The following is a 15,455-nucleotide window of genomic DNA, read 5'->3' as shown; positions in this document are numbered from 1 at the left end:
AAAAAGACTGGATTTATTACAATCATTCAGCGCATGTTCATGTGGCAATGGCTATGGTGTATGCAGTTGAACTGGAGAACAAGATGAGCAATAGTTTTAAGAGAATAATGGTTAGCCTGGTTGGCGCGACTTTTATGATTGGTGCAATGGCGCCTGTCTCTGCGGCTCCGGTCCTGCCTGCCGCACAAGTTATCGGCATGGATAATGTGCAGAACGTTCGTGATGATCGTGGACGCCGGCATGGGAACTGGAATGGTCATCGTCCAGGCCCACGACCAGGCTGGAACGGCAATCGCCCAGGTCCACGCCCAGGCTGGAATGGTCACAATCGTCCGCGTCCGGGATATTGGAATGGACATCGTGGCTATAATCATTATCGTCAGGGCTATCGCCGTCATAATGATGGCTGGTGGTATCCGCTTGCCGCATTTGGCGCTGGGGCGATCCTCGGTGGCGCAATTACGTCGCAGCCTGCGCCTCGACCAGTATATCGCCAGAACAACAACCATGTTCAGTGGTGTTATAACCGATACAAGTCTTATCGTGCGTCGGATAACACATTTCAGCCGTATAATGGCCCACGCCAGCAGTGCTATTCGCCATACTGATATTGCTGACTTTTCGTAGTAACAGCCGCCTCTAAGGGCGGCTGTTTTAATATAAGCTCAAGGTAGGCGAGCCTTGTCTATTCTGGATTGTCTGTAATCTCGCCGCCGAGGGCCAGGGTGAGGGAATTCTCAATATGGGTATTGAGAGCTATCGTGGCTTTATCGATATTTCCTTCAAACATCGGTTTCAGGAATGCAAGGTGCTCACCTGCCACTCGTTTTGCATTGAATGGCGTGACACGCAGACGGGTCTGTACCGCCATGCGAATTTTGATCGCGTTAACCCGATAGGTGTTTAAAATAAGCTCGTTTTGCATGGAGCTTATTAGTCTATGATGGATTGTCCAGTCGAGAGCCTGAAGTTCGTTAGCGTGCTGTTGGGATTGCGCCGAAGTGAAATCGCGCATCTCCTCATGTTTTCGGATCCATCCGGCAAAAACATCTTTTTCAAGATGTGTCATGGCCGAGCGGATTGCGCCCAGTTCCAGCACTTTCCTTAATTGATAGGCATTGCGCACGAATTGCACATCCATGCTGGGCACCATTAAGCCTCTTTTAGGAAGTGCTATCAGAAGACCTTCAGTCTGCAATCTGGAGATTGCCTCCCGGATCGAACCAAGTGTGGTTCCTGTCATGGAAACGAGTTCGCGTTGGGATACAAGCTGCCCTGGCTTGAGTGCCCCCTCGTTCAGCAGCGCTTCAACACGCTCATAAGCTGCATCCTTCAGCATTTGCTCCCGTAAATCGGTAGCTGCCGGAAAGGATATATGCTGATCTGCATTGGCTCTATGTGTCACGAGCAGGCACTTCCCCTTATTCGGAAATCGTGAAGTGGGTGTGATTCTCGATCATTCCGATTTATGACATGTCAGATATATGTTAACAATGAGATGGACTTCTTTGCAAGCTATCTACTTTGTTTTCCTATCAAAAATCCTGTTCTCGTCAAGCTGGCATCCTTCTGATAATCATCCTGAAATATTGTAATATCTGCTTAAGAGTTGACTGACATGTTAGTTCGGGTTAATTGGCATTATTGCCAGAGGGAGAGATGGCTGCGGTGTATTCTGGAGCGTAACACCTGCGCATTCTTCACGAGGTAATGCCTGATAACAGGCTGAGTAAGGTGTTTTACAATGTGGCCGGTCGGCTTTCATTGTGTTTGAGCGGGCGGATACGGCTTGCCGTGATAGATCATTGGAGGAGGTACTTATGAAGAAGTTGATAGCGAGGGCGTTCGCTGGTGTCGTGGTCGGTTTATTGCATTTTCCGGCTGCCAGTGCCGCCGATTACAATATGGTTCTCTCCATGCAGGTCTCTGATCCGAACAGTCCTATTTATCAGGCTTTCGAATTTATTGAGACCGAAATAAACAAGCGTAGCGACAACCGGATTGCTGCCAAGCTCTATGGCGGTGGCGCCCTCGGCGGTGATCGTGAGGTTGCGGAGAGTATTGCGCTTGGTGATGTTCAGCTCACAACTATGAGTACTTCTCCACTGGTGCCATTTGTCAAAGAATTGGCTGTTTTTGATATTCCTTATGTTTTCCCTCAGGATGACGAGCAGCAGAAAAAAGTGCTTCTGAAAAGTGACTTCTCTGAAAGTTTGCGCGATTATATGGAGCCGGCAGGTTTCCGCCTTGCAGGTTTTTTCAATGCCGGTTTTCGTCAGCTGACCACATCAAAAGTTCCTGTTCGCAGTGCCGATGATCTTGCTAAGGCGAAGCTGCGTATTCGCGTTCAGGAAAACCCCTATCATATCAAAATGTGGAACCTGTTGGGGGCTGCGCCTACGCCTATGGCCTATACGGAGCTCTATGGTGGGCTTCAGCAGGGTGTTGTTGATGGGCAGGAAAATCCATATCTCAACATTCTTTCGGGCAAGTTCTATGAAGTTCAGGACTATATGACCGAGACAAATCATATTCTGCTCGCCAATCTTATTCTTATGGATAAGGCTTGGTATGACGCGCTTCCTGATGATTTGAAAGCGGTGGTTGATGGGGTGCTTGATGATGCTGTTCAAAATCAGTGGGCAGCACAGAAAGCTGCACTCTCAGATCAACGTGCAGAGCTTGCAAAGCATCTCGAAATTATTGAACTGGCGCCTGAGCAAGTCGACAAGTTTAAAGAACTGACCTCACCTATGGTCACTGAAATCCGTGCGGCTGTCGGTGATAATCTGGTGGACAGTCTTCTTGCTGCGATCAAGGAATCTGCACCTAATTAATATGGTGAGAGAAAATGATGCAACGACATTTCCTGTCGCCATCATAATCACTGCGCTCGATTAGAACATGGTCCGATCAGATCGAAACGTACTCTAATGGGTCTAGCTTATGCCCGGTCTACTTTGTGGCCGGGCATAAGTGGGGCGGGATGCTGGAATATGTCTCGAAAATTGGAAAAGTTCTCTTCAAAAACAAGTAGATAGAGTATTTCCGGTTACTGAGATTGATACAGAAATAATCCAGAGAACCAGCCTTGTTTTTTAGAAAAAATCTTTGGAAGGTGTGAAATGATCAAGGAAATGTTTGATCTTACTGGCAAGGTTGCGTTTGTTACTGGATCAAGCCGCGGTATTGGTCTTGCAATTGCTGAAGCGCTTGCCGATGCGGGTGCGCGGGTTGTAATCAATTCGCGTAATCCGGATAGCCTTGAGAAAGCAAGGCTTGCGCTTGCCAAAAAGGGTTTCTCCGTTGATGTGGCGGCTTTTGATGTTACGGATTCCGTGGCGGTCGCTGAGGGTGTGGAGCGGATAGAAGCTGAATTCGGACCGATCGATATTGCGGTTAACAATGCCGGTATCCAGCGCCGTTCTCCTTTTACGGAGATTACCGATGAATTATGGCGCGATGTTCTGGAAACCAATCTGAACGCCGTATTTTTTGTAGGTCGCGAAATCTCCAAACGCATGGTCGTCCGTAAAACCGGCAAGATTATCAATATCTGCTCACTTGCCAGTGAAGTCGGCCGCCCGAGCATTGTTCCATACACCACGGCCAAAGGTGCTGTACGTATGCTCACCAAGGGCATGTGCTGTGAACTTGCAGGGCATGGTATTCAGGTCAACGGGATCGGACCGGGTTATTTCCGCACTGAACTGAATACGGATCTGTTTGAGAACAAGCAGTTTAACGATTGGGTTTGCTCGCGCACACCTGCAGGTCGTTGGGGTGAACTTGACGAGTTGAAAGGCGTTGCAGTCTTTCTCGCCTCAGGTGCTTCCAGCTTCATGAACGGTCAGGTCATCTATGTCGATGGTGGTCTTCTCAGTGGCATGTAAAGTGCAACCGTTCTGATAGCGAAAAGAAAAACAAAATGATTATTAGCTTCGGATCACTCAACGCGGATATGATTTATCGCGTGCAGGCTGCACCTGAAGATGGGCAGACGATTTCGGCAGACAGTTTTTCGCTCGAAGCTGGTGGCAAGGGCGCCAATCAGGCGCTGGCTTCGGCAAGAGATGGTGCCGATGTTTTGATGGCCGGTGCAGTCGGCAATGATCCATTGTCCCGAACTGCGCTTGAAAACCTTGATGCCTGCGGAGTTTGTACTGACAATGTCATTCGTACCGATACGCTGACAGGTAACGCAGCGGTATTCGTGGACAGTAATGGGCGCAACCGTATTGTTATTTCGGGTGGTGCGAACATGCTGGTGCGTCAGGATCAGCTTACCGACAAACAATTGCAGGAAGCATCATATGTTTTACTGCAACTGGAAACTTCGGTCGGGGAAGTCGAGAAGTTGATTTTCAGATGCCAGAAACTTGGCGTGAAAACCATTCTCAATCTTGCACCTGCGAAGGCCGTCGATATCAATGCGTTGAAAGCGGTGAGTTTGCTGATCGTCAATGAGGACGAGGCGGAAAGTCTTGCAGGCGAGCTGAAATGCGCCGTTGATGCTTCAGCTCTTTCAGCAGCGCTTGGCGTTGGTGTTATTCGTACACTTGGCTCCAGAGGTAGCGAAGCTTGCATCAAGGGTGCTGAATTTATTGTCGCTGCCTATCCCGTGACAACAGTTGATACAACAGCAGCAGGGGATTGCTTCATTGGCGTTCTCACTGCCGGGCTTGATCGTGGCATGGATGTTGCCGATGCAATGCAGCGTGCCAGTGTCGCGGCAGCCATATGCTGTTCACGATCAGGAAGCCAGTCGAGCATCCCGATCGCACAGGAAACAGATCACCTTTTCAAAACCAGTTTTCATCCCAAACAGTCCCGAGCCATATCATGACCTTCAAAGGAAAAATTCTCGTCAATACCGAGCAGTTCCGTAATGGTGATCCACTTTTCGCCCCTCTGGAACAGGCGGGTTTCAAGGTGGAAGTCAACGAAACGTTTCGTCTGCCCAGTGAAGATGAACTGATCGAAAAACTTAAAGATGGGGTGGTTGCCACAATTGCAGGCGGCGAACCCTACACCGCGCGTGTACTGGAAGCATCACCTGCTCTTCGTATCATTGCCCGCTGGGGTGTGGGATACGACAAGGTTGACGTCAAGGCGGCAAGTGCTGCCGGCGTTCCGGTCGCCATGGCATTTGGTGCAAACCATGAAAGCGTTGCGGAATATGCGCATGCCATGGCGCTGGCACTCGCGTGCCGTATCGGCCCGCGTGATGCTATGGTGAAATCCGGTAAATGGTTTTTTGACGGCTTTCATCCCGGATTATGGGGTCGCACGGCTGGTATTGTCGGTCTTGGACGCATTGGTGGTGCAATGGCACGCCGTTGTGTTGCCAGTCAGATGAAGACGCTGGTATTTGATCCCTTCGCGACTGATGAACAGCTCGCAGCCCTTGGTGCACAGCGTGCAGAAAGTCTTGAGGTGTTGTTTACGGAAGCAGACCTCATCTCCATCCATGCACCCTCAACACCTGAAACACGCCATATGGTCAATGCGCAGCGCCTTGCGCTGGTCAAGCCGAATGTCATTCTCGTCAACACGTCCCGCGGACCATTGATCGACGAAGCTGCACTCATTGAGGCACTTGATAGTGGTCGTATTGGCGGTGTTGGACTTGATGTTTTTGAAACAGAGCCGCTGCCTGAAGGATCACGCCTGCGCAGTTTCGACAATGTTCTTCTCTCGCCGCATGTGTCCGGCATGGACAAAATGGCGGAGAGATTGGTTACGGAGCGCTGTGTCTCCAATATTCTTGAGTATTTCGCGGATCGTCCTGATGCGATCCGTCCATATGTCGTCAATCCTGAAGTGCTGAAAGGTTAAAACTCATGATAAAGCGTATCGAAGGGATTATCCCTGTAATGATCACGCCATTCGGCGCTGACGGCAAGATTGATTTTGCAGCGGTAGAACGTCTGGTCGATTGGTATATCGACAATGGCAGCGATGCCCTGTTTGCTGTTTGCCAGTCAAGTGAAATGCAATTTTTAAGCCTTGAGGAACGTGTCGCACTAGCCACATGCGTGGTCAAGGCTGCTGGCGGACGTATCCCGGTTATCGCATCAGGCCATGTCAGCGATACATTGGAAGAGCAGGCGGCAGAACTCAACGCCATCGCTCAAACCGGTGTAGATGGTCTGGTCCTGGTTACCAACCGGCTGGATGTGAAGCAGAAGGGCGGAAGCACCTTTATCGATGATCTTAAATGGCTTCTCGAGCAGCTTCCGCAAAATATGCCACTGGGTCTTTACGAATGCCCTGCGCCATTCCGTAGGCTGTTGAGTGATGATGAACTGACATTCTGCGCAAATTCTGGCCGTTTCAACATTCTCAAGGATGTTTCATGTGACCTTGAAACAGTTGCCCGCCGTGTTGAGTTGACCAAAGGCACATCTCTGGCGATTGTGAATGCAAATGCTGCCATTGCCCATGCCGCAATGAAGGCAGGTTCCCGTGGCTTTACCGGCGTTTTCACGAATATTCACCCTGACCTATACAAGTGGTTGCTTATTGATGGTGAAAAGCATCCCCAGCTTGCCAGCGAGCTGGCTGTTTTCCTTGCACTTGCAGCGATGGCGGAACCAATGGGCTATCCCAAGCTTGCAAAGCTTTATCATCAGCGTTTGGGAACATTCGAGAACATATCAAGCCGTACGATTACCTTCGATATCGTTGAACGGTTCTGGGCGCTGGAGGCGTTGATTGAGCATATTGAAACAGGCTCGGCACATTTCCGCGAGCGGATCGCGTCGTTGAAATAACAGTATCGGCGAAGAGTGCGTTTTCTTGCGCACACTTCGCCTTTTAAGCAACACAAACTCAGGGAGGAACCATGAAAATCTTGTGTTATCTGGAACGATATTTTGAGCGCATTCTGCTGACTGCCGCTCTTTTTACTATGGCTGGCGTTCTTTTTGCTCAGGTTATCATGCGCTATTTCCTGCGAGCACCGTTTTCCTGGTCAGAGGAATTGACGCGCTATGTTCTGGTCTGGACCGCTATTGTCGGCGTCAGCCTTGCGGTACGCGAACGCAAGAATATCAGCGTTGATTTTCTTCCCCTCATTTTAGGAGAGCGGAGCTACAGAATCTTTGCGATAATCGCGCATTTATGCGTGCTTTTTTTTAGTTATGTGATGATTTCATCGAGTATTCCCCTGATCCAGCGCCTTGCTGCGATCGGCCAGACATCACCTGCCTTGGGGATTCCGATGTGGATTGTCTATGCGGCTATTCCTGTTGGCTTTGGAATGACGTTCTTGCGTACTCTTCAGGCACTTTATGTCGATTTCATTTCTAAAAAAATTGAACTACCTGAACAGGGAGCCCTCTGATGTATCCCGCAATTGCTCTGATATCATTTTTCGCGCTTCTTCTTCTGACTGTACCGGTTGCAATCGCTCTGGGGTTCGGTGCCATTATTCCGGCCTGGTTCGGCGCACCGGTTAATACCGCGCAGACGGTTCGTACAATTGTTACTGCAATTGATTCTTTTCCTTTCCTGGCTGTTCCCCTGTTCATGATGGCTGGCGATCTGATGACGCAAGGTGGTCTGGCACGCAGATTGTTCAGTTTTGCAGATGCATCGATCGGGCGTCTCAATGGTGGCCTGGCTATTGCGACAGTTTTCGCATGCCTTCTCTTCGGCGCGATTTCCGGGTCTTCTCCAGCAACAGTGGCCGCAATTGGCGCAATGGCCATACCTCTGCTGACAAAGCAGGGTTATGATCTGCGTTTTGCAACCGTTCTGGTGACGTCAGCAGGTACGCTTGGCGTTATTGTTCCGCCCAGCATTCCGATGATTATCTATGGCATGTCTGCCAATGTATCAGTCAGTGCCTTGTTTATCGGCGGGGTATTACCAGCCTTGGTAATCGGCTCGCTATTGATGGGATATGCATTCTGGTACGGCACCAAGAACAAGGATATGATCACAACTTCCGCAGGACAGGTTTCTTACCTCAAGGCATTGCGCGAGAGCGTGTGGGCGCTTCTGGCTCCCGTTATCGTTCTTGGGGGCATCTATACCGGGGTGTTTACGCCTACTGAAGCGGCAGCCATTGCTGTGGCCTATAGTGCATTTGTTTCAGTGTTTGTGTTTCGTGAGCTGACACCACGAGGGGTCGTGAAAACTGTTGCCGGAACGGCGCTGACGATTGCCCCGATTCTCATTCTTGCGGGCACAGGCGCGGCAATCGGTCGAACGCTTAACCTTTTGGGGGTTCCGGATATGCTTGGTGCCTTGATTGGTGGTGCTGTATCCGGTCCATTGATGTTGCTTCTGGTCGTGAATGCAATGCTGCTGGTTGTCGGCATGGTTATGGAAACGATTGCAGCAATCATCGTCCTGACCCCGATCCTTCTTCCATTGATGACAGGTTTCGATATTGACCCGATTCATTTTGGCATGATTATGACTGTTAATCTTGCTATCGGCTTTATTACCCCGCCAGTAGGTGCAAATCTTTATATCGCCAGTGGATTGACGGGTCTTAGTGTCGTGAAAATTGTTCAGGGCTTGCTGGTGCCGCTTATTCTGCTGCTGATCGGTCTTGCTATCATTACCTATGTGCCGCAACTGACACTATGGCTGCCATCCGTAATTGGCGGTTAATATAACCATTATACCGGGGCAGGTTATTGTAACTCCTCCATCAACCAGCGACTGCTAGCCAGCCGCTGGTTTTTCTTTTGCTGCGTGAATGCGAGCAAACAAAAAAGATGTGGACTTCCCCGATTAGGGAGCGCTTCCAGGAAAAAGTTTACTATTACGTCTTTTGCCATCCAGGGGATGCCGTGACGCTTGAAATACTTCAAGCGCAATGGCTCAATCACTATCTGTCATCTTTGAACGCATACAGACCTCCAAATCAGCCGGGGTGTCTCATTTCCATTGCATGTGGGCAAAACCCGTTCACACGGACTAATTCAAGTTAATAAACAGGCATTCTTGCGTCAGAACTGTGATTTTGATCGTATTGGGTGTATGGGAACAAATCCGCGTGCGCAAAAGTGACTGCGGTTAACAAATATGGCAATCGCAACAGATTGCACTGATCGTAATCAGCTGACCGCAAGCTTTTGCATTTGGCTCTTTACTGGTGCTTCGAAAGCGAGAGTTTTGCCCTGGAGGGATCATGCTGGAAAAGCTGTTCAAATTGCAGGAACATGGAACATCGGTGCGAACGGAAGTAATCGCCGGTGTAACGACATTCCTGACCATGTCTTACATCATCTTCGTCAATCCTGATATTCTGTCTACAACTGGCATGGATCGAAATGCTGTTTTTGTAGCGACCTGTCTTGCGGCCGCTCTTGGCTCGATCATTATGGCGGTTGTTGCCAATTGGCCAATTGGTATGGCGCCCGGTATGGGGTTGAATGCTTTCTTTGCATTTACAGTCGTCGGTGCCATGGGCTTTTCCTGGCAGCAGGCGCTTGGAGCCGTATTTATCTCGGGTATTATCTTCCTGTTCCTGACTGTAACAGGTATCCGGCGATGGCTTATTGAAGGTATTCCTCATTCACTGCGAAGCGCTATTGCTGCCGGTATTGGTATGTTTCTGGCCCTGATAGGGTTGAAGAGCGCAGGTATTGTGGTTGATAATCCGGCAACGCTTGTAGGTCTTGGAGATCTGCGTGAAGCTGGTCCTCTGCTGGCTATTGCAGGTTTCTTCATTATTGCAGCACTGGATGCTCTTAAAGTCCGCGGCGCAATATTGATAGGTATTCTTGTCGTTACAATTGCATCGATTTCGATGGGCATTACCCAGTTTGGCGGGGTGTTCTCTGCTCCTCCGAGCTTGATGCCAACATTCATGCAGCTCGACATTATGGGGGCATTACATACTGGCATTTTGCATGTAATCCTTGTTTTTGTACTTGTAGAAGTGTTCGATGCGACCGGAACATTGATTGGTGTTGCCAAGCGTGGTGGCTTGATTGAACCTGGCAAGCCGAACCGTCTCGGTAAAGCTTTGTTTGCAGATAGCACTGCAATTCTTGGTGGCTCGCTGCTCGGAACGTCTTCCACGACCGCTTATGTCGAAAGCGCATCCGGTGTGCAGGCTGGTGGACGGACAGGATTGACTGCCCTTATTGTAGCGCTGTTGTTTCTTGCTGCTCTTTTCATTTCACCTCTGGCTGGCTCGGTTCCAGCTGTAGCAACGGCGCCAGCACTTGTTTACGTTGCATGCCTGATGATGCGTGAACTGGCTGAAATCAAGTGGGAAGAGATCACAGAGGCAGCACCTGCCGCATTGACCGCACTTGCTATTCCACTGACCTATTCAATTGCAAATGGTCTTGCATTTGGCTTTATCAGCTACGTCATACTGAAGACGGTGACGGGTAAGGTTCGTGAAGTTCATCTTGCCACGTGGATTGTCGCAGCATTGTTTGTAATCCGCTTTGCATTCTTTCCAGAATAACAAAAATGCCGGGGTAATATCCCGGCATTTTTATTTGGCTGAAGGAATTGCCCCAAACGGCTTTTTGAATGTTAAACTTTGTCGAGCAGATTACGCTTGTGCAGGCTCTGGATCAGGGCACGGATGCCGAAAGTCCATTCTGCACATTTATCAGTGCGATCAACCCAGTTAATCAGACGGCCAAGCTTTGGTGTTGAAATCTCGACCCGGTCGCCCACTTCATGAGTAAAGCCTTGACCCGCACCACGACGATCCTTGACAGGTGCAAACATGGTTCCCAGAAAAAGAACTGCACCATCTGGATATTGATGATTGCGGTTCATCATCTGTCCGGCAAGATTTTCAGGGTCGCGGCTGATAGCTTCCATCGGGCTTTCACCGGTCATCTCAAAACCGTCAGTGCCGTTGACTTTCAATGACAGCTTTAACTTTCGTAAGATATCCATGGTGAAGTCGCCATCAAAAAGACGAATGAAAGGACCAATCGCACAGGATGCGTTGTTGTCCTTGGCCTTTCCAAGCAAAAGTGCGGAACGGCCTTCAACATCACGCAGGTTAACGTCATTGCCCAATGTTGCCCCGACAATACGGCCATCGGATGCAACTGCCAGAACCACTTCCGGTTCTGGATTGTTCCATTGGGAAATTGGCAAAATACCAACGCTCGCACCACAGCCAACCGCAGACATAGGCTGCGATTTTGTGAAAATTTCTGCATCTGGACCGATGCCGACTTCAAGATATTGCGACCAGAGGCTCATTTCCTGAAGCAGCTTTTTCACCTGTGCCGCTTTTTCGGAACCGGCAGCCACACCACGCAAACTATCCCCGATGACAGGTGCAAGACGTTCGCGAACTTCCCGTGCACGGCTTGGGTCGCCTTTGGCCTGTTCTTCAATCACGCGTTCGAGCATGCTGTCAGCGAAGGTGACGCCTGCTGCTTTGATTGACTGTAAATCGATTGGCGCAAGCAATTCGCCTTTGTCACCGGAAAGATAGTCATCAAGTGCTCCCAGATCGGGAAAACGGGCGATGTCTTTGAGTTCTTTAACCAGTTCCTTGCGCTCGAGCAGACCAGAAACAGTGGCCGCCAGGCCAGACAGATCATGCACATGATTATTGACGACGAGAACCGGGCAGGGACCATTCTCAGCCTTTGACCATACACGGCCAATCAGGACGGCTGATGCACTGTCATCGGGTAGGATGATTGATGAGTTTAGATTAAGTTTGTCTTGCACGAGTAGCTCCTCCTGATTGGTTCTCATTTTATTCGTGTGCTCTAGCGTGGCGGATTTGAATCTGAAACTCTATCAAAGCCCAGTTCCAAAGTGATACGAATTTCAGATTCGCCACACCAGAGGGCAAAAACCATTGTAGGGTTGTCTGATAACCGTATATTGCCTTTTTGGGAACTGCTTTCTGCGCTATTGTTTTATTGGTCTTTTTAGATAACTCCGAAAGCCATTCGCTGCCGCAACTAGAATGATTTTAAGCCACTCTTTGATCTGGAAAACTGATCATTTCTTAAATGACTAAAAGAGGCTATGGAGCATTAAGTAATTATGAATCGGGATTCCAGCTTTTAACTGACATTGAAATAAAGCTGACGATAAGGCAATGCGATGGAGGAGCATATCATGTTCGGTGAAATCAGGCGTAACGAACAGCTGCCAGCGCGTATTGCCTCCGAACTTGTTCGTCAGATTAGCGAAGGTGGCTGGTTGCCGGGTCATAAATTGCCGACAGAGCATAATCTTGCGCAGAGTTTTGGTGTCAGTCGTTCAGTAATACGGGAGGCGATTGCTCAATTGCGCAATGAGGGCTTGATTGAGACACGACAGGGTGTTGGTGCTTTTGTCACAGAGCTAGACCGTCGCCATTCAATCCGTATCGAGCCGGAAACACTGGTAAATCGTGATAATTTCCGTAGCCTCTTTCAATTGCGTATGGCGCTTGAAATTGAAGCAGCAGGGCTTGCTTCGGTGCATCATACATCTGACGATTTGCATAAGCTCGATCAGGCATTGTCCGAGATGACCGGCAGCGAGAAATGGTCTGATGATGGTATTGCAGCTGACCTTACATTTCACCGGGTGCTTGCTGGCGCCACGCATAATGAATATTTCCCTCTTGTGCTGGGCTTTATTGCCGAACGTATCAGTCAGGCTATTCGCGCAGCACGTGCACGCGCTGTGCTGGAAGAAATTGTTGAAATAACGATTGCCGAACATGTTGCCATTCGCGATGCAGTGGCTGCGCGTGATCCGCTAAAAGCGCGTGAAGTGATGCGCAACCATGTTGTGGGTGCTGCAAGCCGCGTTAATCTTCAGCTTGAAACATTCTGAGGCCCGAAGCACTCTGAGGCCAGAAACATTCTGAGGATTGAGAGCATGAATATTGTTGTTATGGGTGTTTCCGGTTCGGGAAAGTCAACTATCGGCGACAAGCTTGCAGAAGCGTTAGATTTGCCTTTTCTGGAAGGTGATAGTCTGCATCCTCAATCCAATGTCGATAAAATGATGGCAGGGGTTCCCTTGCAGGATGAAGATCGGTGGCCTTGGCTGGACCAGATTGGAGAACGGATCGCTGCTGCCAAAGGTGGCATTGTTGTGTCATGTTCAGCGCTTAAGAAAACCTATCGTGAGCGGATGCGCGCTGCTTCCGGCGGAGTGCTGATATTTGTCTTTCTGGATGGAAGTTTTGAACTGTTGCACCAGCATATGGGCCAACGTACTGGCCATTTCATGCCTGTGAAAATGCTGGAAAGCCAGCTTGCAACGCTTGAAAGCCCAGTTGGCGAGCCTTTGGTTTTCCGGGCAGATATTGCAGATCCCGTTGATAAAATCGTGGCTGAAAGCATCGAGTGGATTCGCGCTCTGAAAGGCGGATTACTTTAGAGCGCGTTTCGATCTGATTGAATCAGATCGGGGCTCTAAAGTCTTTGTATTTGAAGCATAATCTTATCGATCCTCGTTTAACTCCGGTCGGATTATGCTCTAAAACTATAAGAACACCTCTTTTATATCGGACGCTCACAAGTCTGAACGCCCGATATGAGAATGAAAGTGCATTCCTGAAAACGGTTTTTATATTTGAGCTATGCTCTAATTCTCTGTCCGGCGACCATCAGCACCGAAAATATGCACTTTTTTTGCTGATGCGCCAATCTTGACCACTTCATCGATTGCATGTTCTGAGCGGCCCTGCACACGGAAAATCAAAGGCTTGCCATCAGTGAGTGAGCTATGAATGTAGCTTTCTGCACCGACCAGCTCGATTGCTTCAATACGAACCGTAGCATTAAAGCCATCAGCATCTGCCTCACCATTTTCAATCATATAGATGTCTTCCGGGCGCACACCAAAAGTATAATGATCGGAAGGGAGTGGCACAGCTTTGCCCGGTTGCCAGACGTTGTTTTCACCGCTTTCGAGCAGATTCATCGATGGTGAACCGATAAATGTAGCAACGAAAGTGGAAGCCGGCTTCTCGTAGAGTTCAATTGGCGTGCCAACCTGTTCGATATTGCCGGCATTGAGCACCACCAGACGATCTGCCATGGTCATGGCTTCCATCTGGTCGTGGGTTACATAAACGCTTGTTGTGCCAAGTGAACGTTGCAAACGTTTGATTTCAACGCGCATCTGCACGCGAAGTTTAGCATCTAGGTTTGAGAGCGGCTCATCGAAAAGAAATGCGGATGGTTCGCGGACAATTGCACGCCCCATTGCAACGCGCTGGCGTTGACCACCGGAAAGCTGGCGTGGTTTGCGATCAAGAAACTGCTCGATTTCGAGTGCTTGTGCAGCTTTGGCGATGCGACGTTCGATTTCGTCTTTTGGTGTTTTGCGGTTTTTCAGACCATAGGCAAGATTATCGCGCACGGACATATGCGGATAGAGTGCATAGTTCTGAAATACCATTGCGATGTCGCGTTCGGCAGGTTCCACGTCATTTACAACGCGGTTGCCGATAGAAATCGTGCCGTCAGTAATATTTTCAAGCCCTGCAATCATGCGAAGAAGTGTGGATTTGCCACAGCCCGATGGACCAACGAGAACGACGAATTCGCCATCCTGAATATCCAGCGAGACGCCTTTGATGACTTCAACACCGCCGCCATAGCTCTTGCGGACATTATCAAGAGTGATCTTGCTCATTATTTTTCCGTTTCCACGAGACCTTTTACGAACCAGCGCTGCATCAACACAACAACGAGGATCGGCGGTATGATTGCCAGAATAGCTGTAACCATGACGTAGTTCCACGGTGTGGACGCATCAGCGAAATCGACCATACGGCGAAGGCCGATAATGATCGTATTCATTTTTGCATCATTGGTGACAAGCAGTGGCCATAGATACTGGGTCCAGCCATAGATGAATAGAATGACGAAGAGGGCAGCAATATTGGTCTTTGACAGCGGCAGCAGAATGTCGCGCATGAAGCGGAGCGGCCCTGCATTGTCAATACGTGCAGCTTCTACCAGTTCGCCGGGAATGGTGAGGAAGAACTGCCGGAACAGGAAAGTTGCTGTTGCCGAGGCTATCAAAGGCAAGGTCAGGCCTGCATAAGTATCGATCAGGCCCAGATCGACGATGACCTTGTAAGTTGGCAGGATGCGCACTTCCACGGGCAGCATCAGCGTAACAAAGATCATCCAGAAGAAGAACATGCGGCAGGGAAAGCGAAAGAATACGATCGCAAATGCTGACATGAAGGAGATGATGATTTTGCCGATAGCAATCACCATTGCGACCACGAAGGAATTCCACAAAAGCCGTTCCAGACTGACGCCGACGACACGTTCGACGCCACCGAAAATGGCTTCGTTGTAGTTTTCCAGCATATGTCCACCGGGCACCAGTGGGATCGGAGGGCGAATGATCTGGCCCGATGTCATGGTGGAGGCGACGAAGGTGTAATAAATCGGAAAGGCAACAGCTATGATTCCGATGATCAGGATCAGGTGGCCGAACAGATTTGAGATTGGACGTTTTTCAATCAT

The 15,455-nt window shown here is 49.4% G+C and carries 15 protein-coding genes; 11 read left to right on the top strand and 4 right to left on the bottom strand.

Annotated elements, in window-relative coordinates; all coding sequences use genetic code 11:
* The first annotated feature begins 83 nt into the window (after positions 1-83).
* The gene (locus FHY56_RS01815; RefSeq protein ID WP_140903456.1) at positions 84-608 is read left to right on the top strand and encodes a BA14K family protein; all 525 of its coding nucleotides are present in this window, start codon (positions 84-86) and stop codon (positions 606-608) included.
* A gap of 77 nt (positions 609-685) precedes the next feature.
* Here FHY56_RS01815 and FHY56_RS01810 read toward each other — a convergent pair whose 3' ends face one another.
* On the bottom strand, positions 686-1,405 hold the full coding sequence (locus tag FHY56_RS01810) for a GntR family transcriptional regulator (protein WP_235889399.1): 720 nt from the start codon (positions 1,403-1,405) through the stop codon (positions 686-688).
* 415 nt (positions 1,406-1,820) lie between these two features.
* Between FHY56_RS01810 and FHY56_RS01805 the strand changes: the two genes are divergently transcribed.
* The 8 genes from FHY56_RS01805 to FHY56_RS01770 all read left to right on the top strand — a co-directional run bounded on the left by FHY56_RS01805 (position 1,821) and on the right by FHY56_RS01770 (position 10,444).
* The gene (locus FHY56_RS01805; RefSeq protein ID WP_140903455.1) at positions 1,821-2,837 is read left to right on the top strand and encodes a TRAP transporter substrate-binding protein; all 1,017 of its coding nucleotides are present in this window, start codon (positions 1,821-1,823) and stop codon (positions 2,835-2,837) included.
* 288 nt (positions 2,838-3,125) lie between these two features.
* Positions 3,126-3,893 (top strand): SDR family oxidoreductase, encoded by a 768-nt coding sequence (locus tag FHY56_RS01800; protein ID WP_140903454.1) that lies wholly within the window; start codon positions 3,126-3,128, stop codon positions 3,891-3,893.
* Between the two features lie 35 nt (positions 3,894-3,928).
* Positions 3,929-4,846 (top strand): ribokinase, encoded by a 918-nt coding sequence (locus FHY56_RS01795; protein ID WP_140903453.1) that lies wholly within the window; start codon positions 3,929-3,931, stop codon positions 4,844-4,846.
* On the top strand, positions 4,843-5,838 hold the full coding sequence (locus FHY56_RS01790; protein WP_140903452.1) for a phosphoglycerate dehydrogenase: 996 nt from the start codon (positions 4,843-4,845) through the stop codon (positions 5,836-5,838). The genes FHY56_RS01795 and FHY56_RS01790 overlap by 4 nt, the downstream gene beginning before the upstream one ends.
* A gap of 5 nt (positions 5,839-5,843) precedes the next feature.
* Positions 5,844-6,776: a dihydrodipicolinate synthase family protein gene (locus tag FHY56_RS01785; protein WP_140903451.1), complete on the top strand. Its 933-nt coding sequence runs from the start codon at positions 5,844-5,846 to the stop codon at positions 6,774-6,776.
* Between the two features lie 71 nt (positions 6,777-6,847).
* Positions 6,848-7,348, top strand: a complete 501-nt coding sequence (locus FHY56_RS01780) for a TRAP transporter small permease (RefSeq protein WP_140903450.1) — start codon at positions 6,848-6,850, stop codon at positions 7,346-7,348.
* Complete coding sequence (locus tag FHY56_RS01775; RefSeq protein ID WP_140903449.1) at positions 7,348-8,628, top strand: TRAP transporter large permease; 1,281 nt, start codon at positions 7,348-7,350, stop codon at positions 8,626-8,628. Before FHY56_RS01780 ends, FHY56_RS01775 begins: the two co-directional genes overlap by 1 nt.
* A gap of 523 nt (positions 8,629-9,151) precedes the next feature.
* The gene (locus tag FHY56_RS01770; RefSeq protein WP_140903448.1) at positions 9,152-10,444 is read left to right on the top strand and encodes an NCS2 family permease; all 1,293 of its coding nucleotides are present in this window, start codon (positions 9,152-9,154) and stop codon (positions 10,442-10,444) included.
* A gap of 71 nt (positions 10,445-10,515) precedes the next feature.
* On the opposite strand, the gene FHY56_RS01765 is transcribed toward FHY56_RS01770, so the two are convergent.
* Positions 10,516-11,712, bottom strand: a complete 1,197-nt coding sequence (locus tag FHY56_RS01765) for a fumarylacetoacetate hydrolase family protein (protein WP_168927568.1) — start codon at positions 11,710-11,712, stop codon at positions 10,516-10,518.
* Between the two features lie 372 nt (positions 11,713-12,084).
* On the opposite strand from FHY56_RS01765, the gene FHY56_RS01760 reads away from it, so the two are divergent.
* Both FHY56_RS01760 and FHY56_RS01755 read left to right on the top strand, forming a co-directional pair.
* Positions 12,085-12,792 (top strand): FadR/GntR family transcriptional regulator, encoded by a 708-nt coding sequence (locus FHY56_RS01760; RefSeq protein ID WP_140903446.1) that lies wholly within the window; start codon positions 12,085-12,087, stop codon positions 12,790-12,792.
* Positions 12,793-12,837: 45 nt separating this feature from the next.
* Positions 12,838-13,344 (top strand): gluconokinase, encoded by a 507-nt coding sequence (locus FHY56_RS01755; protein ID WP_140903445.1) that lies wholly within the window; start codon positions 12,838-12,840, stop codon positions 13,342-13,344.
* Positions 13,345-13,551: 207 nt separating this feature from the next.
* Here the strand turns inward: FHY56_RS01755 and FHY56_RS01750 are convergent, their stop codons facing one another.
* Entirely contained in the window at positions 13,552-14,607 is a 1,056-nt protein-coding gene (locus tag FHY56_RS01750) for a sn-glycerol-3-phosphate import ATP-binding protein UgpC (RefSeq protein WP_140903444.1), read from the bottom strand.
* Complete coding sequence (gene ugpE / locus FHY56_RS01745; RefSeq protein WP_140903443.1) at positions 14,607-15,455, bottom strand: sn-glycerol-3-phosphate ABC transporter permease UgpE; 849 nt, start codon at positions 15,453-15,455, stop codon at positions 14,607-14,609. The genes FHY56_RS01750 and ugpE overlap by 1 nt, the downstream gene beginning before the upstream one ends.

It is taken from the genome of Brucella gallinifaecis (genome assembly GCF_006476605.1).
GTDB lineage: Bacteria > Pseudomonadota > Alphaproteobacteria > Rhizobiales > Rhizobiaceae > Brucella > Brucella gallinifaecis.
Note: the sequence above shows the minus strand (reverse complement) of the source record. Positions and strands in the feature narration are given on the sequence as shown.